The organism is Vibrio sp. 10N.261.55.F4 (assembly GCF_041470465.1).
Classification (GTDB): Bacteria; Pseudomonadota; Gammaproteobacteria; order Enterobacterales; family Vibrionaceae; genus Vibrio; species Vibrio crassostreae_C.
Window position 1 is genome coordinate 89,739 of the sequence record NZ_JBFRMM010000013.1, and the last position, 26,063, is coordinate 115,801.

A 26,063-nucleotide genomic window follows, 5' to 3' on the forward strand; every position below is an offset into this window, starting at 1 on the left:
ATAGGTGAGTTAAATTTGTTCGTTTTGATGTTTTATTGATGGCTTTATGAATAGTGATTTTTAAGAAGTGAGTGCTCAAAAGATGGAAACACCAGTCGTTGATTTGTGGCTTTGTTCTCTAAGCAATTTGGATGAAGGTACTGATCATGTGTCGTGCCTTAAACAGAAACTGACCGACGATGAAGTCGCTAAGGTTGAGCGTTATCGAATGCCTTCATCTCAGATCCAAGCGCTCTATGTTCGTAACTACTTACGAGAGGTTCTGTCGATCTACTCTGATTTGACGGCTGAAGAGTGGCGATTTGAGTATGGTGAAAAAGGCAAACCAAGCTTGATTGCAGAGCAGCAACACAAAACCGGACTGAATTTCAATATTAGCCACAGTCAAGATCATTTACTGATTGCTGTCTGCCGAACGAAAGGGCAACCACTACAGCTTGGGGTGGATATAGAACATGCAAGAAGCTCGACCAACATCGCGGCGATCATGAAGCATTACTTTTCGGCATTTGAGATTAACGATTTACTCGAGCTGGATGAGGTATCTCAAAGAGAACGTTTTTTTGATTTGTGGGCACTGAAAGAGTCGTACATCAAAGCGACAGGTAAGGGGTTGGCCACATCATTGAAAAGTTTTTCGTTCGATTTTTCCAATCTAACTCAACAAACGCTGCCAGTTCATTCGTCGGGTTTACGACCAGAGTTACATGGAGAAATCATTGTCCATAACGGTGTAGGGTTGGATGCTGCTGAAAATGACAATACTTCAACAGATTGGCAATGCAGTTTAGGAAGGCTGGATAACCAGTTTCGATTTGCCGTGACGCTTGGTGGTGCAACGCTTCCTATGCAATTAGAGATTAAGTGCTTCCCCAAATCGAAGCTACTTGGCTGAGTTTACGTTCGTTACACTAGAACCTTTAGCTTCTAATCTTGAACACGGCTCGCTCTCAGCCACTCGTAATATTGGCTAACTCGTTTCGCCAAGCATCGCTTTTAATACTTCTGCGGGTACAGGCTGAAGTTGTTTGTCTTTATCTAGGCAAACCATCTCGATATCACCAATCACGGCAGGTTTGGTTGCATCTTTACGCCAAACCTCTTGTCGCCATAAGGTTTTGTATTTTCCATCGAGTTCAAAAGAGGTTCGGATGTCGCAGATCTCAGCGAACTCAACCCCATCTTGAAAAGTCATGTTGGCTTTATAGACTGCAAAACCTAGTCCGTGCTCATTCCACAACTCCGCCAGTTTATCGCTGCCCAAGACATGTTCGCGCGCACGCTCGAAGTATTTAAGAAAGTTAGGGTGATAAACCACACCAGAGTGATCGGTATCTTCATAGTAAATTTGTACTGGGTGATGGTAGATCTGACTCATTGGTATCAACTCTTGGTAAGTAGTGGATCAGTAAATCTGGCTAAGTTGTGCAGCACTCTACAGGATAGGTCGAAATTACTTCAAGGCATCATCGGTAATGTGGCTTTTGGTCAGACCTCATTCATTACTATTACATTGGTCAGCTTCCACCCATTTACAAATATTCTATGTGTCATTTTCCACCCATTAATTTTTGTAGCGAGTTAGCGGCAACTGCAGGCAGATCTGATGAAGCCTTGCGGTTAAAGGCTTGTTAATGGATTGTGTCAATGTGGCGCGCTAATTGCCTTAGTGAAAGCACGCAGTTCCCATTGAAGGGCTGCTTTGTTTACTAAGGAGAATAATAATGTTTAAGCCTCTTACCCTGCTGTCTGTATCTGCTCTGGCGCTCACAAGTTTTAATGCTGCTGCAAACTGTGACCCTGGTGAAATCGTGATTAAATTCAGTCATGTAACCAATACCGATAAGCACCCGAAAGGCATCGCCGCTTCTTTACTGGAAGAGCGAGTAAACACAGAAATGAATGGAAAAGCTTGTATGCAAGTTTTCCCTAACTCAACACTTTACGATGATAATAAGGTACTGGAAGCCCTGTTAAATGGTGATGTTCAAATGGCGGCGCCATCGCTGTCAAAATTTGAGAAGTTCACTAAGAAATACCGCATTTTTGACCTTCCTTTCCTATTTGAAGACGTAGAAGCCGTTGACCGTTTCCAAAACTCAGAATCTGGTGAAAAGCTGAAGAACGCGATGAAGCGTCGTGGCCTGCAAGGTCTTGCGTTTTGGCACAATGGCATGAAACAGATGTCGGCGAACAAACCTCTTATCAGCCCTGAAGATGCAAAAGGTTTGAAATTCCGTGTTCAAGCATCGGATGTATTGGTGGCTCAGTTTGAACAACTGGGTGCTAACCCACAGAAGATGTCTTTCAAAGAAGTATACGGTGGCCTACAAACTAAGGTTATCGATGGCCAAGAGAACACATGGTCAAACATCTACGGTAAGAAGTTCTTTGAAGTACAAGACGGCGTGACAGAAACTAACCACGGTATCCTTGATTACCTGGTAGTAACGTCGAACGACTTCTGGAAAGACCTACCTGAAGATGTACGTACGCAACTTGGCACAATCGTTCAAGAAGTGTCTGAGACTCGTAACGCAGAATCTTCAAAAGTTAACCTAGCGAACAAAAATAACATCATCGAAGCGGGTGGTGAGGTTCGTACGCTTACGCCTGAACAGCGTGAAGCATGGGTAGCTGCACTTCAACCAGTATGGAAGAAGTTTGAAAAAGACATCGGTTCAGACCTTATCGATGCAGCGTTAGCTTCAAACCAATAACACCGCTAAGGGAGTGGCGAGTATTCGTCACTCCTTATTAAAACAATTATAAGCGGAGTCAATTATGGAAAAGCCTCAAATGGAACAACCAAATTCTAGCGAATCAGCACTGGAAACCTCTCTTTTTTCCAAAGTCGGAAGAGTTACGGATGTGATTGAAGAGTCACTAATCGCATTTTTCCTTGGCGCAATGACGCTACTTACTTTTGCCAACGTGGTATTTCGATACGCATTCAATGACAACATCTTATGGGCACTGGAACTGACCGTGTTCATGTTTGCTTGGATGGTGTTAGTGGGCGCATCTTATGGCGTTAAAAAACACTTCCACATTGGTGTTGATGTGATCATCAACCTTGCCCCAGAAAAGCTACGCAAAGTGTATGCGCTCATCGCCGTGACAAGCTGCCTAGCATTTTCAATCTTACTTCTTATCGGTTCTTGGAATTATTGGTACCCATTCGCGACCGATCGCGCATGGTACGAGACCGACGATATTCCAATGCCAGAGATGCTTCAGTTTCTTGCTGACTGGCTGAATGAAGGCGAGCGATACGAGAAACTGCCACGTTTTATTCCTTATATGGCGCTGCCGATTGGTATGGCAATGCTAACGTTCCGTTTTGCTCAAGTTGCTTACCAAGTCGTCACAGGCAAGCTTGACCGCATGATTGCAGGACACGAAGCCGAAGAAGAGCTGGATGCGTTGAAAGCAGACGTGCTAGCGGGCCCTGACGAAGATGCAACAGCGGTATTGAATTCGACTCCGCAGAACAAAGCGAATGAGTCGAGTACAAAATCTAATGGTAAGGAAGACTAATCATGGCAATGTTATTTCTATTTTTAATGGTAATTGCTTTCATGTTGGTCGGTGTACCAATTGCAATTTCCCTCGGTTTATCGAGCGTAATATTCTTATTGATGCACTCAGATGCGTCATTAGCTTCAGTCGCACAAACGCTGTTTAATGCATTTGCAGGCCACTACACACTCTTAGCGATTCCTTTCTTTATCTTGGCCTCTAGCTTTATGTCTACTGGTGGCGTGGCGAAACGTATTATCCGTTTTGCTATCGCGATGGTGGGTTGGTTCCGCGGCGGCTTGGCGATGGCGTCGGTTGTGGCATGTATGATGTTCGCAGCCCTTTCTGGTTCATCTCCTGCAACGGTAGTGGCGATCGGTAGTATCGTTATCGCAGGTATGATCAAAAACGGCTACTCAAAAGAGTTCGCGGCAGGGGTTATCTGTAACGCAGGTACGTTGGGGATCTTGATTCCACCGTCCATCGTGATGGTGGTATACGCGGCGGCGACCGATGTATCGGTAGGTCGTATGTTCTTAGGTGGCGTTATTCCTGGTTTGCTGGCGGGTGTGATGTTGATGATTGCTATCTACATCGCAGCACGTATTAAGAAGATTCCGGCACAGCCATTTGTGGGCTGGGGCGAGATGTTCGCAGCTGCGAAAGATGCGAGCTGGGGCTTGCTGCTGATTGTCATCATTCTAGGTGGTATCTACGGCGGCATCTTTACTCCGACAGAAGCGGCGGCAGTGGCTGCGGTGTATGCCTTCTTCATTGCCAACTTTATCTATAAAGATATGGGGCCTTTCGCTGACAAGAACAATACAAAGCCTGCTTTGGTTAAGGTGTTCCAAACGTTTTTCCATAAAGACACCAAAGACACACTTTACGATGCAGGCAAGCTGACGATCATGCTGCTGTTTATCATTGCCAATGCTCTGATTCTTAAGCATGTACTGACCGAAGAACGCATTCCTCAAATGATCACTGAGTCTATGCTATCTGCGGGCTTGGGTCCGATCACCTTTTTGATTGTAGTAAACGTTTTACTCTTGATTGGTGGGCAGTTCATGGAGCCATCAGGCTTGCTGATCATCGTTGCTCCTTTGGTATTCCCAATTGCAATTGCGCTCGGTATCGACCCAATTCACCTAGGTATCATGATGGTGGTGAACATGGAGATAGGGATGATAACGCCGCCTGTGGGGCTCAATTTGTTTGTGACCGCAGGTGTCGCGAAGATGTCGATGATGAACGTGGTAAAAGCCGCATTGCCGTGGGTTGGGGTGATGTTCTTATTCCTGATTATCGTCACTTACGTACCTTGGGTATCAACATGGTTACCAACCACCTTGATGGGACCAGAGATCATAACCAAGTAGCTATTTGAGTCATTCACTGACATGGAATTTAATCCATAAAAAATGAGGAGGTCGCTAGACCTCCTCATCTATATTTCTGCCACGATTTGAATGAGGCTTTATCTGCTCATACAAAGCGCGTTTTGCCTCTAATTCTGGCGTGTGTAGATCGACATGATTGTCAGCATAAAAAATACCATCTATCTCGAAAGTATCGGTAATCGATGGCACTTTTGTTTTCTCACCCATAACCACTTCCTTATTATATTTATTGCATAACATCCTGTTGTCGAAATAAGTATAGGTGATCTTGCTCCCAAATCTAATTTAGTTTGGTTCTACCTTATAAGATTCTTTCGTTAGCTGGTGCTTTTGCATCTTATCGTAGAGGGTTTTCCTCGGTAATTGCAGCCTCTCCATGGTCTCTTTTATACTGCCATTGCATTCAATAAGTGCCTGCTTCAACGTGTTTTTTTCAAAGTCAGATACCAATTCTGCCAAAGACAGTTCTTGAGTAGTTTCAGTGGCGCTGTCTGATAAGTGAGAAAGCTTACCTAAAAGTACAAAACGCTCTGCAGTATTACGTAATTCTCGAACATTTCCCGGCCAATCATGAGCCAAAAGTGCGTGCAGCTCCTTTTGTGGAAGGGCAGGGGCAGTCTTGCCATAACGCGCCGCAGCGACCAGTAAGAAGTGGTGGAAGAGTGCTGGGATATCTTCTTGTCGGCTTCTTAACGGCGGTAAATCTAAGGTCACAACATTGAGTCGATAATAGAGATCTTGGCGGAAAGAGCCTTCTTCAGCGGCTTTCTTTAGGTCGACTTTGGTTGCTGCTATCACTCGAATATCTAGTGGCACTAAACCGTTTGAACCAACTCGCTCAATAACGCGTTCTTGTAAGACGCGTAATAGGCGAATTTGTGCCTGCATCGGCATGGATTCAACTTCATCTAAGAATAGAGTTCCGCCTTGAGCAAACTCGAATTTACCCACTCGCTTGCTTTCTGCGCCCGTGAATGCCCCTTTTTCATGGCCATACAGTTCACTCTCAATCAGGTTTTCAGGAACAGCACCACAGTTGACCGCGACAAAGTTTTGCTCTCGACGGCTGCTTTGTTCATGCAGAGAACGTGCTACTAACTCTTTACCTGTACCTGTCTCGCCAAACAATAATATATCGGCATTGGTGTCGGCAATATGGGTGATGATGGAGCGCAGCTCAGTCATGGATTGCGTATCACCAATGATTCTAGGGCCGAGCGCTTGGCTGGCTTTGAGTGAACGTTTTAACTCAAGGTTCTCTAGTGTGAGCTGACGTTTTTCTATCGCTCGCTTAGTGGTTTCGATTAGGCGTTCATTAGCGAAAGGTTTTTCAATGAAGTCATAGGCGCCGTATTGGATGGCTTGAACGGCCATTGAAATATCGCCGTGACCAGTAATCATGATCACGGGGATCTCTTTGTCTTTGTGCATCACGGTGTTGAGCAGATCATGCCCGGATAGACCTGGTAGACAGATATCAGTGATGATCACGTGAGGTAAGCCGTTTTCTTGAATCGCGAGCAGAGCAGACTCCGCATCGGGAAAGAATTCGGCATCAATGTCGGCGAGCTCGAAGCTCTGTTCAATCGCCATTCTTAGATCGGATTCATCATCAATGAAATAGACGTGACACATAGTGATTCCTTTACTTCTTTGTATTCTGGTTATTGCTGAGTTTTTGTTTGCTGTTCATGTCCAACAAGGGGCAACTCTATGCTGATTCGAGCACCGCCTTGAGGGCTACTACCGGTAACGAGCTTGCCATTTATTCCGTTGATTATTTGTTGAGAAATCGATAGCCCAAGTCCAAGTCCGTTTTTCTTGGTGGTATGGAAGGGTTCAAAAAAGTTTCCGCTAGAAGGGGAGGTGAAGCCGGGGCCGTTATCATCGACATGAATTAGCAAGGTATTGGCTTGTTGATGGTCGGACTCTCTAATCTCTAACAGAATAGCTAATTGTTTGTCATCTTGTTGTTCCACCGCCTGAATCGCGTTGGTCAGCAGGTTAATGATCACCTGTTCCAGTTGAATGGCGTTGGCGAGCACGCAAGCATCAAAGGTCTCAGGGAGTTCGTTGACCTTAACTCGCTCGCTCTTGAGTTGTGGCTTCATCAGCTCTTTCGATGAATGTAAAACTGGGAGTATTTGTAAGGTATGTAGCTCTTCCGCAGTAGATTTTTTGGCGAACGAGCGAAGCTGGTGGCTGATTTTCGCCATACGATCAGTGAGTGCCGAGATTCGCGATAGATTGTCATCGACACGATCGGTTTTTTCTTTGGCAAGAAACAATCGGCCGTTGTCGGCATAACTGCGAATCGCGGCAAGCGGGTTATTCAGTTCGTGACTGATGCTCGCTGACATCTGCCCTAGCACTGCTAGTTTGGCGGCTTGGATGAGCTCGTCTTGGGTTTGCCTCAGAACATGCTCGGTTTCGATACGGTGTTTGATCTCAACATGTAACTCCGATGTACGTTCAAGCACTTGAAATTCGAGTTTTTGCTTGGCTTCGGATTGCAGCCTGTCTATCTGTGCTCGTCTTTGTTGTCTATGGTGGTTGAGCTGCATTGTTAGATAAATAATCGCAAAGATTAGGCTCAAAACCACAAGGTAAGCAACCAAGTCCCACCAAACTAAGTGGGTTGGAGAAAATACCCGTATGGTGAGTCTTGGTTCGGCTAGGAAACGCGAAGAACTAAAGAACTGCTCTTGGACGAGTTTGTGTGGCGACTCAATACGACTGGTGGCACTGTCTAAATCGCCGGAGAAGTGCAGGCTTTCTATTTTTGTATCGAGATACTGCCTGCTTTCTTGAATTCGAGTGTGTTGTACTTCGCTTAGCGGCTGAAGGCTTTTGAACAGCCACTCAGGGTTACTCGACATAAATACAATTTGATCTTTATCGTCAGCAACAAAAAAACTCTGTTTGCCTTTCCAACTTGCTTCAATCAGCGATAAATCCATCTTTACGACAATGACGCCAATAATCTCGGCGGCATAGGAGACGGGGTAAGAATAATAATAGCCTCGCTTTCCAGAGGTTGAACCTAGCGCAAAATATTGATTTTCATTGCCAATAATCGCTTCTTGAAAGTAGGGGCGGAAAGCAAAGTTACGACGAATAAAAGAACGCGGTTGATTCCAGTTACTGGCTGCAATGGTGGTGCCGATACTGTCTAGTAGGTAGGTGTCGGATGCTTGAATCACCGAGTTTACGTGCTCTAGATAACGATTAGTGAGTTCGATTTGCGCAGAGTTACTTGGAGAGTGCAGGGCATCGACCAGCTCTTTGTCTTTTGAAAGCAGCTCGGGAATGTGCGCGAACTTATCCAATTGGCTTGAAATATGAACAGAAAAGCGGTCCAGCTTAGATTGATGATCATTTAACAAACTTTTATGGCTCGTGCTCCACACCCAATGACCGCCAAACACCATCAGTAAACTGTATGTGACCATTAACAGTATTGGGATTTTAAAAGCTTGAAACATGAAGGCTCTCCGCTGATTTCTTTGGTAAACAATCAAGCCTGTCTTCTCTCGTTTATGGTAGCAAATAGCGGTAGTTTTTGCTGAAAGCAGAGAGTGAACAGATGGATGTAGGTTAAGGGTTTGTAACGGGGATTGTTGAAAAAGTTATCGACTCTGAGGGGTAAAACAAGAGCAAGATCTCTTTTTAAGGTTTTTAGCAAAAAAAGCCCTCGATTCCCTTGAAAAAGTCGCTATTGTCCCCATTTCTGTTGTGCTAAGTGATGATTTGATCGTTTTTGTATCACTTAGTTGGACGAATTTAGAGCATTCATCATCATGCAGAGGTGAACGGCTCGACAGAGATTAAACAGATCGCTAGAATGTCGCGTCTAAAATTTCTGTCCTGAGGCTAATCGGAGATACCTTTCTTGTTTCTGAAAACAAGCTTTATTGCGTTTTAATCGACGTGTGAAGAACGAAGATATCGCTGATTAGTCTGGTGTTTGGTTGAATAATCAATTCAGGCATCAATGCTCGATTTTAAATTAGGTGTTCGGATAGAGCACTACACAAGGATGCAGCCAACAACGTCTGCTTTTGAATTAAAGCTAAGTTACGGCTCATATGCTCAGATTACTGAGCCAGTTTTGAGGTTTATATAATGCAAGTTACTGTTGAAACGCTAGAAGGCCTAGAGCGCCGTCTTAATATTACTGTTCCTGCTGCTAACATCGAAGATGCAGTTACAGCTGAACTACGCAACATCGCGAAAAACCGTCGTTTCGATGGTTTCCGTAAAGGCAAAGTGCCAATGAAGATGGTTGCTAAAATGTACGGCAAAGCAGTACGTCAAGACGTGATGGGCGAAGTAATGCAACGTCACTTCATCGAAGCGATCGTTAAAGAGAAAATCAACCCAGCTGGCGCACCTACTTTCGCACCAGTTGAAAACAACGAAGGCGCTGACCTAGTATTCAACGCAACTTTTGAAGTTTACCCAGAAGTTGAGCTGAAAGGTCTAGAAAACATCACTGTTGAGAAACCAGCAGTAGAAGTTAAAGAAGCTGACGTTGAAGAGATGATCGAAACTCTACGTAAGCAACAAGCAACTTGGACTGAAGTTGAAGCTGCTGCTGACGCTGGTTCTCGTGCAACTATCGACTTCGTTGGTTCTATCGACGGTGAAGAGTTTGAAGGCGGCAAAGCTGAGAACTTCCCACTAGAGATGGGCGCTGGTCGCATGATCCCTGGTTTTGAAGACGGTATCGTTGGTAAAACAGCAGGTATGGAATTCGAAATCGACGTAAACTTCCCAGAAGATTACCACGCTGAAAACCTAAAAGGTAAAGCAGCTAAGTTTGCAATCAAAGTAAACAAAGTTGAAGCTCGTGAACTTCCAGAACTAAACGAAGAATTCGTTGCTAAGTTCGGCGCAACTGACGGCGTTGAAGGTCTTAAAGCTGAAGTTCGTAAGAACATGGAGCGTGAGCTTAAGCAAGCTGTTAAGAACCGCATCAAAGAGCAAGCTATCGACGGTCTAGTTAACGAAAACAACATCGACGTACCTTCTGCTCTAATCGATCAAGAGATCGGTGTTCTACGTCAACAAGCTGCTCAACGTTTCGGTGGCAACACTGAAGCTGCTGATCAACTTCCACGTGAGCTGTTCGAAGAGCAAGCTAAACGTCGCGTAGTTGTAGGTCTTCTACTTGGTGAAGTAATCAAGACTGAAGAGCTAAAAGCTGACGACGAGAAAGTTAAAGCTATCATCGAAGAGATGGCTACAGCATACGAAGATCCAACAGAAGTTATTGCTTACTACGAGCAAAACGAGCAAATGATGAACAACATGCGCAACGTTGCTCTAGAAGAGCAAGCTATTGATGCAATCATCGCTAAAGCTCAAGTTTCTGATAAAGAAGTTAGCTTCAACGAGCTAATGAATCAGCAACCTGCTTAATATAGTAATATCTGACGTAGAAGGTTGACGTACGGTCAACAATTCTGCTAACAATGGTCCGTATGATTTAATCATTCGGGCCATTTATTTTAGGGACATAAGAATATGAGCTACCAAGAAAAAAATACAATGCCATCGATTATGGACGCACTAGTTCCTATGGTGGTTGAACAGACTTCCCGTGGTGAACGTTCTTACGATATTTATTCTCGTCTATTAAAAGAACGTATCATTTTCTTAACAGGTCAAGTGGAAGACCACATGGCAAATCTTGTCGTGGCTCAACTGCTTTTCTTGGAATCAGAAAACCCAGACAAAGATATCTATCTTTACATCAACTCACCTGGCGGTAGCGTAACAGCAGGCATGTCTATCTACGACACAATGCAGTTCATCAAGCCAAACGTGAGCACAGTATGTATGGGTCAAGCTTGCTCTATGGGTGCATTCTTACTAGCGGGTGGTACTCCTGGTAAGCGTCACGTGCTTCCAAACTCACGTGTAATGATTCACCAGCCACTTGGCGGCTTCCAAGGCCAAGCGTCTGATATTCAAATTCACGCGCAAGAGATCCTAACGATCAAACAAAAGCTAAACAAACTATTGGCAGAGCACACTGGTCAGCCTCTAGAAGTTGTTGAGCGCGATACAGATCGTGATAACTTCATGTCTGCTGATCAAGCAGTAGAATACGGCTTGGTGGATTCAGTTCTTAATCACCGCGGTCAATAATTGCAGGGCAATTGTTTAACGCAAAGTGATTCAAATTGATATACACTCAAGCATAGAGAGTTAAGGCTAAGAGGTTAGCGAATGACAGATAAAAGCAAAGAGGGTGGTAGCGGTAAACTGCTTTACTGCTCTTTCTGTGGCAAAAGCCAACACGAAGTTCGCAAGTTAATCGCAGGTCCTTCTGTTTACATTTGTGATGAATGTGTCGATCTTTGTAACGACATTATTCGTGAAGAAATTAAAGATGTTCTTCCTAAGAAAGAATCGGAATCGCTGCCAACGCCGCGTGAGATTCGTGAGCATCTTGACGACTATGTAATCGGTCAAGAATACGCGAAGAAAGTGCTAGCAGTTGCAGTTTATAACCACTACAAGCGTTTACGTAATGGTGATACGACAGCTGAAGGCGTAGAGCTAGGTAAGAGTAACATTCTTCTTATCGGTCCTACTGGTAGTGGTAAAACACTACTGGCTGAAACATTGGCTCGTTTCCTAGACGTTCCTTTCACAATGGCAGACGCAACAACACTAACCGAAGCGGGTTACGTGGGCGAAGATGTTGAAAACATCATCCAGAAGTTGCTTCAGAAATGTGATTACGACGTAGCGAAAGCGGAACGCGGCATTGTTTACATCGATGAAATCGACAAGATTTCTCGTAAAGCTGAAAACCCATCAATCACGCGTGACGTGTCTGGTGAAGGTGTACAGCAAGCTCTACTAAAACTTGTTGAAGGTACAGTAGCTTCAGTTCCACCTCAAGGTGGTCGTAAGCATCCACAGCAAGAGTTCTTGCAAGTGGACACGTCTAAGATCCTATTTATCTGTGGTGGTGCGTTTGCAGGCCTAGATAAAGTGATTGAGCAACGTGTAGAAACAGGTTCAGGTATCGGCTTCGGCGCAGAAGTGCGTTCGAAAGACGAAACTAAAACTATCGGTGAATTGTTCACTCAAGTAGAACCTGAAGATCTAGTGAAGTATGGTCTAATTCCTGAATTCATTGGTCGTCTACCTGTTACAACAACACTGACAGAGCTTGATGAAGAAGCGCTAATCCAAATCCTTTGTGAGCCAAAGAATGCACTGACAAAACAATACGCTGCATTATTTGAGCTTGAGGATACAGAGCTAGAATTCCGTGAAGACGCTTTACGTGCCATTGCTAAGAAAGCAATGAACCGTAAAACGGGTGCTCGTGGTCTACGCTCTATCTTGGAGGGTGTTCTACTAGAAACTATGTACGAACTGCCATCTTCAACTGATGTAAGCAAGGTTGTGATTGATGAGTCGGTAATTAATGGTGAGTCAGAACCACTATTAATTTACAGCAACTCAGATAACCAAGCAGCTGTTGCAGAGTAGGTCTTTTTTAGACAAGTCACTCAAATTGAAAAAGGAGGTAAGCAATTACCTCCTTTTTTTTATTCTTCCATTGAATCCAGTCGTTTAAGCCCCATATACTGCTTTATAAGTTAAAGCGGAAGAGAGAAATATATGAACTTGGAACGTTCCGAGCGTATCGAAATCCCCGTGCTACCTCTACGTGATGTAGTGGTTTACCCACACATGGTTATTCCATTGTTTGTTGGTCGTGAAAAATCGATTACTTGCCTTGAATCGGCAATGGAAGCTAACAAACAAGTACTACTTGTAGCGCAGAAAGAAGCGGACACTGATGAGCCTTCAATTGACGACCTATTTAAAGTAGGAACTGTCGCTACCATTCTTCAGTTACTAAAGCTCCCTGATGGTACTGTTAAAGTGCTTGTCGAAGGTCAGCAGCGTGCAAAAATTCACCAATTCAAAGAAAGTGAGTTTTTCTTAGCGGACGCAGAATACGTTGTAACCTCAGAACTTGACGAAAAAGAACAAGAAGTGGTTGTTCGCAGCGCGATCAATCAATTCGAAGGCTTTATTAAGCTGAACAAAAAGATTCCACCAGAAGTTCTAACATCTCTGAACGGTATTGATGAGGCAGCTCGCCTTGCTGATACGATTGCTGCACACATGCCACTTAAACTGGTAGACAAGCAGCACGTTCTAGAAATCTTAGATGTGACTGAACGTCTGGAATTCTTGATGGGCCAAATGGAGTCAGAAATTGACATCTTGCAAGTTGAAAAACGCATTCGTGGCCGCGTTAAGAAGCAAATGGAAAAATCTCAGCGTGAGTACTACCTGAATGAGCAAATGAAAGCGATTCAGAAAGAACTTGGCGAGATGGACGACGCTCCTGATGAATTCGAGACTCTGAAGAAGAAGATCGAAGACTCTAAGATGCCTCAAGAAGCTCGTGAAAAAACCGAGCAAGAACTGCAAAAACTGAAAATGATGTCGCCAATGTCTGCTGAAGCAACAGTAGTACGTAGCTACATTGATTGGATGGTGGGCGTTCCTTGGGCTAAGCGTTCAAAAGTGAAAAAGAATCTAGCGAAAGCGGAAGAGATCTTAAACGAAGACCACTACGGCTTAGAGCGTGTTAAAGAACGTATTCTTGAATACTTGGCAGTACAAAACCGTATCAACAAGCTAAAAGGCCCAATCCTTTGTCTTGTTGGTCCTCCTGGTGTAGGTAAAACCTCGCTAGGTCGTTCGATTGCTGCGGCAACGGGTCGTAAGTACACGCGTATGGCACTTGGTGGCGTTCGTGATGAAGCTGAGATTCGTGGTCACCGTCGTACGTACATCGGTTCACTTCCGGGTAAACTGATCCAGAAGATGTCTAAAGTTGGTGTTAAGAACCCACTGTTCCTATTAGATGAGATCGATAAGATGTCTTCTGATATGCGTGGCGACCCATCTTCAGCACTTCTAGAAGTTCTAGATCCAGAACAAAACAACGCATTTAACGATCACTACCTAGAAGTAGATTACGATCTGTCAGATGTTATGTTCGTGGCAACATCGAACTCGATGGACATTCCTGGGCCTCTACTGGACCGTATGGAAGTGATTCGTCTATCTGGTTACACAGAAGATGAGAAGCTGAACATTGCTAAGAGCCATTTACTGGACAAGCAAGTTCAACGCAACGGTCTTAAGCCTCATGAAATTGAGATTGAAGACTCTGCAATCATCGGCATCATTCGTTACTACACGCGTGAAGCGGGTGTACGTAGCCTAGAGCGTGAAATCTCAAAGATCTGTCGTAAAGCAGTGAAGAACATCTTGCTAGACAGCGATCTTAAGTCTGTAACGGTTAACATTGATAACCTGAAAGAGTACTTAGGTGTTCAACGCCACGACTTCGGTAAAGCGGATGAAAGCAACCGTATCGGTCAAGTAACAGGCCTAGCGTGGACTCAAGTGGGTGGTGATCTACTGACTATCGAGACCGAAGCAATGCCGGGCAAAGGTAAGCTAACGCAAACTGGCTCACTTGGCGACGTGATGAAAGAGTCGATTCAAGCGGCAATGACAGTGGTTCGTTCTCGTGCTGAAAAACTGGGTATCAACTCAGATTTCTACGAAAAACGTGACATTCACGTTCACGTACCAGAAGGTGCTACACCGAAAGATGGCCCGAGTGCGGGTATCGCAATGTGTACTGCACTTGTCTCTAGCTTGACGGGTAACCCGGTTAAAGCAGAGGTCGGTATGACAGGTGAAATTACCCTTCGTGGTGAAGTTTTACCTATCGGTGGCTTGAAAGAAAAACTGCTTGCTGCACACCGTGGCGGCATCAAAACTGTACTGATCCCTAAAGACAATGAGCGTGATTTGGAAGAGATTCCAGACAACGTAATCGCTGACTTGAAGGTGATCCCGGTTCAGTGGATTGAAGAAGTACTCAAAGTCGCGCTAGAACGAGATCCGTCAGGGGTCGAGTTTGACGTGAAAAAATAGTGATGCATAGCAAAAATAAGTAAAGAATTACGCTGATAGGCCCGAAAAGGCTTGTCAGCGTTTTTTTTGGACGCTAAGTTATTGAACAAAGCGGCAGCCCTTTTGCAATAAGGCTTGCGGCTAAATTAAAACCAAAATGGAACGTACAGTCATCAGAAGTAGTCACAGATGACACATAGGGGAAAAACAGTGAATAAAACACAACTAGTAGAATCAATCGCAGAAAACGCAGACATCTCTAAAGCTTCAGCTGGCCGCGCTCTAGACGCATTCATCGAAGCAGTTGGCACAACGCTACAATCTGGTGACCAAGTTGCACTTGTTGGCTTTGGTACTTTCAGTGTTCGTACTCGTGCTGCTCGTACAGGTCGTAACCCAAAAACTGGTGAAGAGATCCAAATCGCAGAAGCTAAAGTACCTGGCTTCAAAGCGGGTAAAGCACTTAAAGACGCATGTAACTAATTTTCACTGCTGAAACCTCCATTTAAGAGGGGAAGGCAGTAAAATGCGTTTACTGTTTGAAAAATGATGTTTCATTCTTAAACAGTATGTGTACAAAGCACATTGAACTTATTTAAATTATGCGCATCCTACTGATGCGCATTTCTTTTTCTGATAATATCGCGTGAATAGATTTTTATTTTGAAGCCAATGCTTCATATCCGGAGAGCACTTAAATTATGATGGATCGATTACGCGAAGGCGTGAATAGCATCGCGGTAAAAATTATCCTTGGGTTGATTATCCTGTCATTCGTATTCGCAGGTGTAGGCAGCTACATCACCGGTGGCGGTAACAACGCAGCAGCTAAAGTTGGCAACACAGAAATTGCTCGTGGTGAGTTCGAACAGGCTTACCAAAACGAACGTAATCGTATGCAGTCTCAACTTGGCGATTACTTCGCGCAAATGCTTGCAGACCCTGCTTACGTAGAGTCTTTCCGTAAATCAGTACTTGATCGCATGATCAATGACGTACTGCTTGAGCAGCAAGCTGAGTCTCTAGGCCTACGAATCAGTGATTCTCAAATCCGCACCATGATTCTAGAAATGCCTCAGTTCCAAACGGCGGGTCAATTCGACCAAGAAGTTTACCAATCGGCACTACGTCGTGCAGGTTTCAGCGCAGAGAGCTTCGCTGAATACATGCGTCGTGACCTAATGCGCAACCAGCTTGTGACTGCACTTCAAGGCAGTGAATTCGTTCTTCAGGGCGAAATCGATACTCAGAGCAAGCTTATCGCACAAACTCGTGACATTCGCACAGTGACACTGTCTGTTGCTGACCTTGCAAAAGACATCGAGTTAACTGACGAGCAAATCGAACAGTACTACCAAGAGAACCCAGCAGCTTACACTCGTCCAGAGCAAGCTAAGGTATCTTACATTGAGCTTTCTGCTGAAGCGCTTAAGTCTCAGCTTGAAGTAAGCGATGAAGAAGCACAGAAATACTACCAAGAGCACCTAGACAAGTACTCAACGGAAGAGCAACGTAAAGTTAGCCACATCCTAGTTCAAGGCGATGACGAAGCGAAAGCTCAGGCAATCCTAGACGAGCTAAATGCAGGCGCTGATTTTGCTACGCTAGCGGAAGAGAAATCTGACGACTTCGGTAGTGCAGATGTTGGTGGTGATTTAGGTTGGATTGAACGCGACGTTATGGACCCAGCATTCGAAGATGCGGCTTTCGCTCTTGAGAATATTGGTGATACGACTGGCCTAGTTAAATCTGATTTCGGCTACCACATCATCAAGCTAGACGAACTAAAAGCGTCTCAAGCTCAGCCTTACACTGAAGTAGCGGCAGAGATTAAGACAGAGCTTCTAGACCAACACGCAGTTGATCAGTTCTACGAGCAACAAACTGAGCTAGAAAAAGTAGCGTTTGAATTCCCAGATTCTCTAGATGATTCTGCAGAAGCTATCAACGCGAAGATCACAACGACAGATTTCATCTCTCAAGTTGACGCTCCAGAAGTTCTGATGACGCCTGCAGTTATGCAAGCTATCTTGAGCCCTGAAGTGAAAGAAGACGGTCTAAACTCGGAAGTTATCGAAGTTGCACCTGAGCACGTAATTGTTGTTCGTGTAGAAGAGACTCGTGATGAGACAGTTCTTCCTCTAGCTGAAGTGAAAGATCAAGTTGTCGCTGCACTGTCTGCTGTACAAGCAGAGCAGCAAGCGGTTGAGCTAGGTGTTTCTCTAGTGAACGAACTTGAGCAAGGCAATGAAGCAGTACTAGCGGACAACAACCTTGAGTTCACTGAACTTGAAACGATTGACCGTAACTCGCCATTAGCCGCATCTGTATTCGCTCTAGCGAAACCAGAAGCAGGTCAAGCTGTGTTCGGTCAATCTAAAGACCAAGACGGTAATATCGTTGTTGTTGAGCTTTCTAAAGTAACGGCTGAGATCAACCCAGCCTACAGCACTCAAATTGGTGCACAGTTGGAGCGAGTTGGTAACCAGCAAGACCTGACTAACGTATTAAACGTACTTCGTAAAAACGCAGACGTTGAATACTACGTAGTGGGTCAAGGTCAGTAAGCGTTTGATTACCTCAGTAGCAAGCTCAAGTTAGAGCTTACTACTGAAATCAACACGTGATTGTTAGGCTTTAATTCAGATTTGTGAGCCAACAAACAAGCTGATGAAAATAAGATGTATAACGAAGCGGGTCACTTAGGTGATCCGCTTTATTTTTATCTGGTGATTGTGTTATCTAGCGCGACAAATGCATAAGTTACGTTTTTTGAACAAAGGAACTATTTATGCGCACGATATATTCAACACTAATTCTTTCATTTCTGATGCTCTTAAGCCCTGCCGTGTTTGCAGACAGCCCAACCAAGGCTGAGCTTTACGAAGGCATTGAGATTACGGTCAACATCAATACCGCGACGGCAGAAGAACTTTCAGCACTATTGGTTGGCGTGGGTGACAAGAAAGCCAAAGAAATCGTCGATTACAGAGATCAGAACGGGGCATTTACTACTGCTGATGATTTGGTGAGTGTCAAAGGGATAGGTGAAGCGACGGTTGAAAAGAACCGCGAAAGAATTCAACTTTGACCCGTTTTTCTACTTGTTAGAAATGAAGCGATAGATATGAAGCCTCCGGCCAATGCACCTGCTAGGTGGGCTTCAATCGCGATACGAGCATTAATCAGTTCACCAGTCGTGCTAGAAGGGCCAATAAGCTGCTCCCAAGCGATTTTAGCGACTAATCCGAATACTAACAGCCAACTAGACTTCCTGCCGTTTAAAGCCTCTCTGAGCGCGAATAAGCCAAACAACCCATGCAAAGTGCCCGATAGGCCAACGTAGATCTGAATACTTGAAAACAACAGAGCGACGCCAGTCACTAAACTGATCACAAGCAAAGCAACAACAAGCTGTTTTTTACTCGGTTGAAACAGGTAGCTGATGATCCACAAGCCTGCTAGATTCATCAGAAGATGCGAGTAGTTGGTATGTGAAAAGTTTCCTGTTAGGATTCGCCACCATTGCCCATCGGCAATCGCATTGCTATCCCAAACGACCCAAGCTTGTATTGGCTCAAATTGGAATAAGACGCATAAAAGTGAAATGAAAATTAAAACAGGGTACACATTAAATCCATGTCTCGTTATTGCCCCCAATGCAGCAAGGCTTTGAAAGCTTGTATTTGTCAGTGGGTTACACCACTCGAATCGAATGTTGAGCTTATCATTCTTCAGCACCCATCAGAAGAGCATCGTCCGATGGGAACAGCGCGTATTCTCTCGTTATCTCTTAATAACAGCGTGACGTTTGTTGGCGAAGACTTTTCAGACAACGAACAACTCAACGCATTGTTGTGCGATGAACAGTATCAACATGTGATTTTATACCCAAGCGAAAACTCTGTTTCAGTTGAGTCGGCGACATCTCCCAATAAGAAGCTGCGTGTGATTTTATTGGATGGCACGTGGAAGAAAGCATTCAAGATGTGGCAAGTATCGAGTAACTTGCATGCGTTGAACACGGTTCATTTACCGAAAGATCTCAAGGGTAATTACCGAATTCGCAAAGCACCCAGTGAAAATAGCCTTTCAACCGTTGAAGCTGGCTATCATTTACTTAGCTTGTTAGAGCGTGATGGCGACTTTAGCCCTTTGCTAACGGCATTTGACCAAATGATTCAGTTTCAAATCAATCAAATGCCGCCGGGCGTGTTTGAGAAAAACTACTTAGATTAAGCCGTTTTAGTAAAGTGAGTCAGGAATTAAAACTCGGTATGAGCTGAGAACAGTTGCTGATGCATTTTCTGCGCAAGATCATCAGTCATCGATGAAATGTAATCGGCTATCACGCGCATTTTTCGAGACTCATCTTGATGTTGTAGCCATTGCTTCTTGATGGGCAGTGGCAGCAAGCGTTCAGGATCTGCGCTGAATGCTTCAAACATATCCATGATGATCTGTTGACCTTTGTATTCGATGACCTGAACCTGTGGCACTTGAATAACGAACTCGCTGACAAAGTGTTTCAGCTTATCGAGTGTGCCGTCCATGCTCGGCTCGAGCACCGCATTGTAAGCCAACAGTACATTCTCAAAGTTAGCCTCCACTCGCTTAATCGAGATACTGGTCAACAGTGCGTTGACTATCCCACCAATCGCATCCTTTCGACGATACTGTTCACCAGAGAAAAGCATCTCTGTAATTGAATCTAGGTGTTCACAAATCCATGGGTCGGCCATCTCTTTCAGTTGAGGGTAAGCCGATTCGACCCACTGAGCTTTGGTCACAGAGCCAAGCACAATCGCATCTTCTAAATCGTGCACGCCATACGCGATGTCGTCAGCAAGTTCCATGATCGAACAATCCAGTGACTTATATTTGGTCTTGTTGTGCTCAAGTGGCTCGGTATGCGTTTTTCTTTTCTGTTTTAGGAGCTGTTGGTCGCTGCTTGAAAGCGGTTCAAGCACCCAGTTAAACAACTCTTCATCATGATCGTAGATGCCTTTTGCTGGCATCCAATCTTTAGCTCGGAGTTGTCGTTGATGCTTAACGGGTTCAGACTGCAATTTAGCTTGAACCTCACTCAGCAGAGAAGGGTACTTAATTAGACCTAACAAAGTGCGTCGAGATAGGTTCATCCCGTGATGTTCAGTGTAAGGTTCTAGCTGTGTGACTATGCGAAACGTTTGAGCGTTGCCCTCAAAGCCGCCGTGGTCGCGCATCATGTAGTTGAGTGCGACTTCGCCGCCATGTCCATAGGGTGGATGACCGATGTCGTGAGCCAAACACAGTAAATCAATCAAACTGTCTGAGGGTAATAGGTCTCGAAATTCGGGCTGCTTTTTCTTCAGTTGAGCGACGATACCGGTGCCAAGCTGAGCGGCCTCAAGAGAGTGGGTAAGGCGCGTTCGGTGAAAGTCGTTGACCGTGGTGCCATGGATCTGGGTTTTCGCTTGTAAGCGACGGAAAGCAGCAGAGTGAAGCACGCGCGCACGGTCACGCTGATACGGGCTGCGGTGGTCATCCCGTCTTATTTTATGTTCATCGTCATTTCGATGCTGCCATTCTTGTTCGAGTACAAAGGGTGGTTCGAGTTGAGAATTCAAAATAGCACCTATCAAATTGATTTTATTTAGCTAATTAAAAACAACTTATACCCAGCTAGCTTATCTCGTCTAGTGATAATTCAAAGCTCGGTGCGAATGTGGTGAGAAAGTAGTCCATTTCTGGGCTTTTGCGTTGTTCGAGTGTCTCTTCCAATCGGCGCTTGGCTTGCTCGTATTCATGATTGCCCGCACTGAGCTCCTCCAAGCATTTCAGGTACGCACAGATAGTATCTGCCTGCTTGACGATGCTTTGCTCTTCTTTACTCGCAGTACCAGATATTAAGAAGGGGGCGAAGTCGTCTCTGAACTCTTCTGGCAACATCGAAAGCAGTCTTTGTTCTGCCGCGGCTTCTATCTTCTTATACTCTTGTGCAATATCCGGGTTGTAGTATTTAACTGGCGTTGGCAAATCACCCGTCAGTACCTCACTGGTGTCGTGGTACATGCCAAGCAGAGCAATGTGCTCGGGGTTAAGCTGACCATCAAACTTCTTGTTTTTGATCAGTGCCAAGGCGTGTGCCACGAAAGCAACCTGTAGGCTATGTTCTGAAATGTTCTCGCTTGATACCGAACGCATCAGGGGCCAGCGTTGAATTAGCTTCATGCGTGCGAGATGGGCAAAGAAATGGCTCTGTTTCATAAATGTCCTTATAGTACCAATCGTAGTAAATAACTGGTCATCCTAGCTTGTTAAAAAACTCGATAACTATGTTAGAATTTTTGATTGTAGAATAACTACTTATCGAAGCTGCTTGTCGAAAATAGCTGCCTTGTTCTCAAGCTTTTTCCCTACGCTATTTCTGAACACTTACTTACTGTGATTGGTATAAACAATACTCCACTCGTATCTTGTGTTTGCACAGGGATACGAGACAGCGGATACAAAAAAGGCTCCTAAACAGGAGCCTTTTAAGCATAGAAGTGAATGAATACAAGTTAAAGTCTTTTAAAACAGCAAATTGTAGCCATCTTTCTTTGTGCTCATTAACCTTCGATGAGGTCGTCTTGGCTGTAAGTCTGTAAGAAGCGCTCTAAACGACCAATTGCGATTTCTAGATCTTCGATGTGCGGCAGAGTCACGATACGGAAGTGATCCGGTTTCGGCCAATTGAAGCCCGTACCTTGAACCAATAGCACCTTCTCTTGCTTAAGGAAGTCGAGTACAAACTTCTGATCGTCTTTGATGTTGTACATGTTGGTGTCGATTTTAGGGAACAGGTACATTGCACCTTTCGGTTTCACACAAGAAACGCCAGGGATCTTGTTGATCAGTTCCCATGCACGGTCACGCTGTTCAAGCAGTCGACCGCCTGGAAGAATCAGCTCATTGATACTCTGATAGCCACCGAGTGCGGTTTGGATAGCGTGTTGCATCGGAACGTTGGCACACAAACGCATTGAGGCCAGCATTTCTAGCCCTTCTACATAGCCTTTCGCTAGGTGTTTAGGGCCTGTTAAGAACATCCAACCACCACGGAAACCACATACACGGTAAGCTTTAGATAGGCCGTTGAACGTGACCATTAATACGTCTTCAGCAAGCGTTGCCACTGAAGTGTGTACCGCACCGTCGTAAAGTACTTTGTCGTAGATTTCATCGGCGAAGATGATCAAACCGTGCTCACGAGCAATCTCAACCACTTGTAATAGGAAATCACGGCTGTATACCGCGCCTGTTGGGTTGTTCGGGTTGATAAGAACGATGCCGCGCGTCTTTGGTGAGATCTTCGCGCGCATGTCGTCTAAATCTGGATACCAATCAGCATCTTCATCACACATGTAGTGAACCGGTGTACCACCAGAAAGCGCAACAGACGCTGTCCATAGTGGGTAATCCGGAGCGGGAACTAAGATTTCATCACCGTTATCAAGTAGCGCTTGCATAGACATAACGATAAGCTCTGATGCGCCGTTACCAATGTAAACGTCTTCTACATCAAGGTTACGTAGGCCTTTTTTCTGGTAGTGCTGAACAACCGCTTTGCGGGCTGAATAGATGCCTTTTGAGTCGCAGTAACCTTGAGATGTCGGTAGGTTACGGATTACGTCAACAAGGATTTCATCAGGGGCGTCAAAACCAAATGGGGCGGGGTTACCAATATTAAGCTTCAGTATTTTATGCCCTTCTTCTTCCATGCGCTTAGCATGTTTGAGTACAGGCCCCCTGATTTCGTAGCATACGCTGTTGAGTTTTGACGACATCCCGATATTTTGCATTGCCGATTTCCTGAAATTAATTTAAATACTTTATTAAAGTACCGCAAAATGGCGTTTGATAGAATAAAAATCTGATGAATGTCGCATTTCAGTGTCACGTTTAGCCTTTTTGTTGTCACTCTTTTCTAAATTTTAATTAATCGCTTTCTTGGTTATTGGCTAAGATGAATAAAGGGGCGGGATCGCTTAAAATCACAGGAATGTTGAAAAGATATAGTACATTCTTGATCTAAGTGGGTACTGCCCATAAAGTATCAAACTAATATAATAATAATTTAGATGTGAACGAGGTCGATTTGTCACATTTCCAGCAAACTATCTCCGCTTTGATTGAGCGAGTACAAAATGCCCAAGCAAGCGAAGTTCGTTGTGTTGAAGTTCTAACGCAAAAACCATCGTTTGCATTTATAGAATGGCTTCATGCTCAACCGCTCTTTCCTAAGTTCTACTGGCAGTCACGCGACACTCGTGAAGAGGTTGTTGCGCTCGGACAGTTACATACGTTTTCAGATCCTGCACCCGCGTACGCTATTCTTGGTGAAGACCAACGAATCTGGGGTGGACGCTCGTTTGATGGGCACACCGCAAAGAACCGTCGCTGCATGGAGTCGTTTTTCTTCCTTCCTCAGGTTGAATTGATCCGCTTTGACAATACTTGGTCGCTGGCGGTTAATTTGTCCCCTGATCGCGTTTCTTCTATTAATGCTTTGAATAAGCTTTCTGTAGAAGCCGCGATATTGGCGCCTTTGTCTGCCCATATTGAACAGATCAATCACGTTCCAGAAAGAGAGCAGTGGGGCAACCTTGTCGATAAAGTGCTGCAAGGCATTAGCGATGAAGAGTACAAAAAAGTCGTTTTAGCACGTAAAACCACACTGCAACTCGATGCGCCTATCTGCGCAGCTCAATTACTTAAAGCCAGCTATCTGCAAAATCACCACAGTTTCCACTTTATGTTGGTGCTGGATTCTAAACACAGTTTCATTGGCTCGACACCAGAGCGCTTATATAGCCGACATGGTACGGAGCTTGATACCGAGGCGCTTGCTGGAACCATTGGTCGCGGAGAGAACGCTACTGAGGATATGGAACTGGCCAACTGGCTTTCTCAAGACAGCAAAAACCTCAATGAGAACCAGTATGTGGTCGACGACATCATTGAGCGTCTCACTCCTCATTCTCAAACGGTCCATGTTGAAAAGGATGCGCGTCTAGTGCGCTTGCGTAAGGTGCAGCATTTGAAGCGCAATATCCATGCTCAGCTCAACAATGGCGTTAATGGTGTGCAGTTGCTTGCTGCCTTACAGCCAACTGCTGCGGTGGCGGGTTTACCTCGTAAAGAGGCGATGGATTTCATTCTTGAACACGAACCGTTTGCACGAGGTTGGTATGCAGGCTCTGTAGGCTATATCAGTCATCAGCGAGCGGAATTCTGCGTGGCGATTCGAAGCGCCTTGATTGTAAACGATCAAGTACAACTGTTTGCTGGCGCGGGGATCGTGCCGGGATCGGTTGCCGAACATGAGTGGCAAGAGCTGAATAAGAAGATGTCTACTCTGCTTAGCTTAATTTCAGATCACCCTCCATTGGGTGTCGCGTCATGAATCACGACCAAGCCGTATTAAACAGAGTTTGGTGTAACACATTACTTGAAGAGCTTGCCCGCAGCGGTGTTGAACATGTTTGCATCGCGCCAGGCTCTCGTTCAACACCATTAACACTCGAAGCCGAAGCTAACTCTAAGCTAACCTTACATACGCACTTTGATGAGCGCGGGCTTGGCTTCTTGGCTTTAGGTTTAGCTAAAGCGAGCAACAAACCCGTTGCGGTGGTTGTTACTTCTGGAACTGCCGTAGCTAACCTTCTACCAGCGACCGCTGAATCTGGATTAACGCGAGAAAAGCTAATCTTGTTGACCTCCGATCGACCGATTGATTTAGTCGACTGTGGTGCCAATCAAGCGATTCAGCAGCAGGGTATCTTTTCGTCTCACGTTGAAACGGCACTAAACCTTCCAAGTCCAACGACACAAGTTTCTTTGAATTGGCTTTTGACGTCGGTTGATAACGCACTGGCGAAACAGCGCAGCGTCGGTGGGGCTATTCATATCAACTGTCCGTTCCCAGAACCGCTTTATTCCGCTAATAGCGCCGAGATGTATGCGGATTATACAAAGAGCGTGGCAGCTTGGAGAGCTTCAACCTGCCTTTACTCGAACACTTATTTGCCCAGTCATTTAATCGCTCAGCCTGTCTCAGCAAGTGATTATGTCGCTCGTAAAGGCGCAGTGATTATTGGTTCTATCGAGAATGAAGCCGCAATTAAAGCCAAGCAGTTTGCGACAGCTTTGGGCTGGCCAGTATTCTGTGACCCTCAATCGGGTGTCAGTAGTGACTGGAAACACTATGATTTATGGATGCAAAGTGACGCAGCCAAAGCACAGCTTAGTCAGTGTGATTTTATTATCCAGTTTGGTGAGCGCATCGTATCTAAGCGTCTTAACCAATGGGTAAAAGAACAAGCTGCCACATTTTGTTCATCGCAGTACATCGTTGTTTCACCAGATGCACATCGTATTAATCAAGATCATCTGCCTCAAACTCATATTGTCGCTGATATCGAACATTGGTTATCAGAGCAACATCTACCAACGCTGTTGGGAGAACATGCTGGCTGGGCGGCATCTTTGGCGGAAGTCGCGAATACGGTTCAGCAGTTAGCGTTGGCGCAAATCTCTAATAACGACCAACTGACAGAGTTGAGCGTTGCCGTTGACTTGTCGTCTAGACTTAAGGGCAGAGAGCTTTTTGTGGGAAATAGCTTGATGGTAAGGCTGGTGGATATGCTGTCATCAATCTCTGCGACTCAAGTCTACAGCAACCGCGGTGCATCGGGCATTGATGGCTTGGTGGCGACGGCTGCGGGAGTGATAAAAGCCAACCAGAATCCTTTGATGATGCTGATTGGTGACACCTCTTTGCTTTACGATCTCAACTCGCTGGCGCTACTTACTCACAGCACAACACCAATGGTTATTGTGGTTACCAATAACGATGGTGGGGCAATCTTTGATTTTTTGCCGGTTCCTGAGCAACAAAAACAGTCTCTATATCAAATGCCTCATGGTTTCAATTTTGAACATGCTGCTGCGCAATTCCATCTTGGTTATGCGGCGCCAGAAACCTTGAATTGCTATCAAACGCTCATCGAACAACATTTTGAACAAGGTCAGGGTACCTTGCTCGTGGAAGTTAAGACGCCTCCCGAACAAGCGTCTACTTTGCTGAAACAATTCAGTTCAATGCTCACCGAGGCATTAGCCTAAGGACTT

General features: G+C 45.0%; 22 protein-coding genes and 1 pseudogene. 15 read left to right on the forward strand and 8 right to left on the reverse strand.

All coding sequences use genetic code 11. The features are described 5' to 3' along the window. The first annotated feature begins 82 nt into the window (after positions 1-82). Positions 83-895: a 4'-phosphopantetheinyl transferase superfamily protein gene (locus AB4249_RS07470; protein WP_372102712.1), complete on the forward strand. Its 813-nt coding sequence runs from the start codon at positions 83-85 to the stop codon at positions 893-895. A gap of 75 nt (positions 896-970) precedes the next feature. Here AB4249_RS07470 and AB4249_RS07475 read toward each other — a convergent pair whose 3' ends face one another. Next, positions 971-1,378 (reverse strand): thioesterase family protein, encoded by a 408-nt coding sequence (locus AB4249_RS07475; protein WP_004736070.1) that lies wholly within the window; start codon positions 1,376-1,378, stop codon positions 971-973. 346 nt (positions 1,379-1,724) lie between these two features. On the opposite strand from AB4249_RS07475, the gene AB4249_RS07480 reads away from it, so the two are divergent. The 3 genes from AB4249_RS07480 (at position 1,725) to AB4249_RS07490 (ending at position 4,904) form a co-directional block, all read left to right on the forward strand. Further along, positions 1,725-2,720 (forward strand): TRAP transporter substrate-binding protein, encoded by a 996-nt coding sequence (locus tag AB4249_RS07480; RefSeq protein WP_016788636.1) that lies wholly within the window; start codon positions 1,725-1,727, stop codon positions 2,718-2,720. A 64-nt stretch (positions 2,721-2,784) separates the two neighbouring features. After that, the gene (locus tag AB4249_RS07485) at positions 2,785-3,540 is read left to right on the forward strand and encodes a TRAP transporter small permease (RefSeq protein WP_029235189.1); all 756 of its coding nucleotides are present in this window, start codon (positions 2,785-2,787) and stop codon (positions 3,538-3,540) included. A gap of 2 nt (positions 3,541-3,542) precedes the next feature. Beyond that, positions 3,543-4,904 (forward strand): TRAP transporter large permease, encoded by a 1,362-nt coding sequence (locus AB4249_RS07490; protein ID WP_017060625.1) that lies wholly within the window; start codon positions 3,543-3,545, stop codon positions 4,902-4,904. 54 nt (positions 4,905-4,958) lie between these two features. On the opposite strand, the gene AB4249_RS07495 is transcribed toward AB4249_RS07490, so the two are convergent. The 3 genes from AB4249_RS07495 to AB4249_RS07505 all read right to left on the reverse strand — a co-directional run bounded on the left by AB4249_RS07495 (position 4,959) and on the right by AB4249_RS07505 (position 8,410). Beyond that, positions 4,959-5,132, reverse strand: coding sequence for a hypothetical protein (locus tag AB4249_RS07495; protein WP_017060624.1), 174 nt, complete (start codon positions 5,130-5,132; stop codon positions 4,959-4,961). Positions 5,133-5,210: 78 nt separating this feature from the next. Further along, positions 5,211-6,560, reverse strand: coding sequence for a sigma-54 dependent transcriptional regulator (locus tag AB4249_RS07500; RefSeq protein ID WP_102393527.1), 1,350 nt, complete (start codon positions 6,558-6,560; stop codon positions 5,211-5,213). Between the two features lie 29 nt (positions 6,561-6,589). Further along, the gene (locus tag AB4249_RS07505) at positions 6,590-8,410 is read right to left on the reverse strand and encodes an ATP-binding protein (protein WP_017068955.1); all 1,821 of its coding nucleotides are present in this window, start codon (positions 8,408-8,410) and stop codon (positions 6,590-6,592) included. A gap of 163 nt (positions 8,411-8,573) precedes the next feature. Between AB4249_RS07505 and AB4249_RS07510 the strand changes: the two are divergent. From AB4249_RS07510 to AB4249_RS07545, 8 genes and pseudogenes are all read left to right on the forward strand, one after another. Further along, positions 8,574-8,756, forward strand: a pseudogene (locus tag AB4249_RS07510) (hypothetical protein); the annotation flags it as partial. A gap of 294 nt (positions 8,757-9,050) precedes the next feature. Beyond that, the gene (gene tig / locus AB4249_RS07515; RefSeq protein ID WP_017060621.1) at positions 9,051-10,349 is read left to right on the forward strand and encodes a trigger factor; all 1,299 of its coding nucleotides are present in this window, start codon (positions 9,051-9,053) and stop codon (positions 10,347-10,349) included. Positions 10,350-10,454: 105 nt separating this feature from the next. After that, complete coding sequence (gene clpP / locus AB4249_RS07520; RefSeq protein WP_004736080.1) at positions 10,455-11,081, forward strand: ATP-dependent Clp endopeptidase proteolytic subunit ClpP; 627 nt, start codon at positions 10,455-10,457, stop codon at positions 11,079-11,081. Between the two features lie 81 nt (positions 11,082-11,162). After that, on the forward strand, positions 11,163-12,443 hold the full coding sequence (gene clpX, locus AB4249_RS07525) for an ATP-dependent protease ATP-binding subunit ClpX (RefSeq protein ID WP_009847283.1): 1,281 nt from the start codon (positions 11,163-11,165) through the stop codon (positions 12,441-12,443). 132 nt (positions 12,444-12,575) lie between these two features. After that, positions 12,576-14,927 (forward strand): endopeptidase La, encoded by a 2,352-nt coding sequence (gene lon, locus AB4249_RS07530; protein ID WP_229647710.1) that lies wholly within the window; start codon positions 12,576-12,578, stop codon positions 14,925-14,927. Positions 14,928-15,095: 168 nt separating this feature from the next. Beyond that, positions 15,096-15,389, forward strand: coding sequence for an HU family DNA-binding protein (locus AB4249_RS07535; RefSeq protein ID WP_012604504.1), 294 nt, complete (start codon positions 15,096-15,098; stop codon positions 15,387-15,389). A gap of 218 nt (positions 15,390-15,607) precedes the next feature. Then, a complete protein-coding gene (gene ppiD / locus AB4249_RS07540; RefSeq protein WP_017060618.1) occupies positions 15,608-17,473 on the forward strand; it encodes a peptidylprolyl isomerase in 1,866 nt (621 codons plus the stop codon). A 224-nt stretch (positions 17,474-17,697) separates the two neighbouring features. Beyond that, positions 17,698-17,997 carry a helix-hairpin-helix domain-containing protein gene (locus tag AB4249_RS07545; RefSeq protein WP_017060617.1) on the forward strand — a complete coding sequence of 100 codons (300 nt, stop codon included), beginning with the start codon at positions 17,698-17,700 and terminating at the stop codon, positions 17,995-17,997. Here AB4249_RS07545 and rrtA read toward each other — a convergent pair. Next, positions 17,988-18,536 carry a rhombosortase gene (gene rrtA, locus AB4249_RS07550; RefSeq protein WP_017060616.1) on the reverse strand — a complete coding sequence of 183 codons (549 nt, stop codon included), beginning with the start codon at positions 18,534-18,536 and terminating at the stop codon, positions 17,988-17,990. The two genes, AB4249_RS07545 and rrtA, sit on opposite strands and share 10 nt — an antisense overlap. 9 nt (positions 18,537-18,545) lie before the next feature. Here rrtA and AB4249_RS07555 point away from each other — a divergent pair, with 9 nt between their 5' ends. Next, entirely contained in the window at positions 18,546-19,145 is a 600-nt protein-coding gene (locus AB4249_RS07555) for a tRNA-uridine aminocarboxypropyltransferase (RefSeq protein WP_017060615.1), read from the forward strand. Between the two features lie 26 nt (positions 19,146-19,171). Here AB4249_RS07555 and AB4249_RS07560 read toward each other — a convergent pair whose 3' ends face one another. The 3 genes from AB4249_RS07560 to AB4249_RS07570 all read right to left on the reverse strand — a co-directional run bounded on the left by AB4249_RS07560 (position 19,172) and on the right by AB4249_RS07570 (position 22,732). Next, a complete protein-coding gene (locus AB4249_RS07560; RefSeq protein WP_372102715.1) occupies positions 19,172-20,515 on the reverse strand; it encodes an anti-phage deoxyguanosine triphosphatase in 1,344 nt (447 codons plus the stop codon). 55 nt (positions 20,516-20,570) lie between these two features. Beyond that, positions 20,571-21,155, reverse strand: coding sequence for a 5'-deoxynucleotidase (gene yfbR / locus AB4249_RS07565; RefSeq protein WP_017060613.1), 585 nt, complete (start codon positions 21,153-21,155; stop codon positions 20,571-20,573). A 344-nt stretch (positions 21,156-21,499) separates the two neighbouring features. Beyond that, positions 21,500-22,732: a pyridoxal phosphate-dependent aminotransferase gene (locus tag AB4249_RS07570; RefSeq protein ID WP_017060166.1), complete on the reverse strand. Its 1,233-nt coding sequence runs from the start codon at positions 22,730-22,732 to the stop codon at positions 21,500-21,502. 296 nt (positions 22,733-23,028) lie between these two features. On the opposite strand from AB4249_RS07570, the gene AB4249_RS07575 reads away from it, so the two are divergent. After that, positions 23,029-24,336, forward strand: a complete 1,308-nt coding sequence (locus AB4249_RS07575; protein ID WP_065583685.1) for an isochorismate synthase MenF — start codon at positions 23,029-23,031, stop codon at positions 24,334-24,336. After that, positions 24,333-26,057: a 2-succinyl-5-enolpyruvyl-6-hydroxy-3-cyclohexene-1-carboxylic-acid synthase gene (gene menD / locus AB4249_RS07580; protein ID WP_102429109.1), complete on the forward strand. Its 1,725-nt coding sequence runs from the start codon at positions 24,333-24,335 to the stop codon at positions 26,055-26,057. The genes AB4249_RS07575 and menD overlap by 4 nt, the downstream gene beginning before the upstream one ends. Positions 26,058-26,063 lie beyond the last annotated feature (6 nt).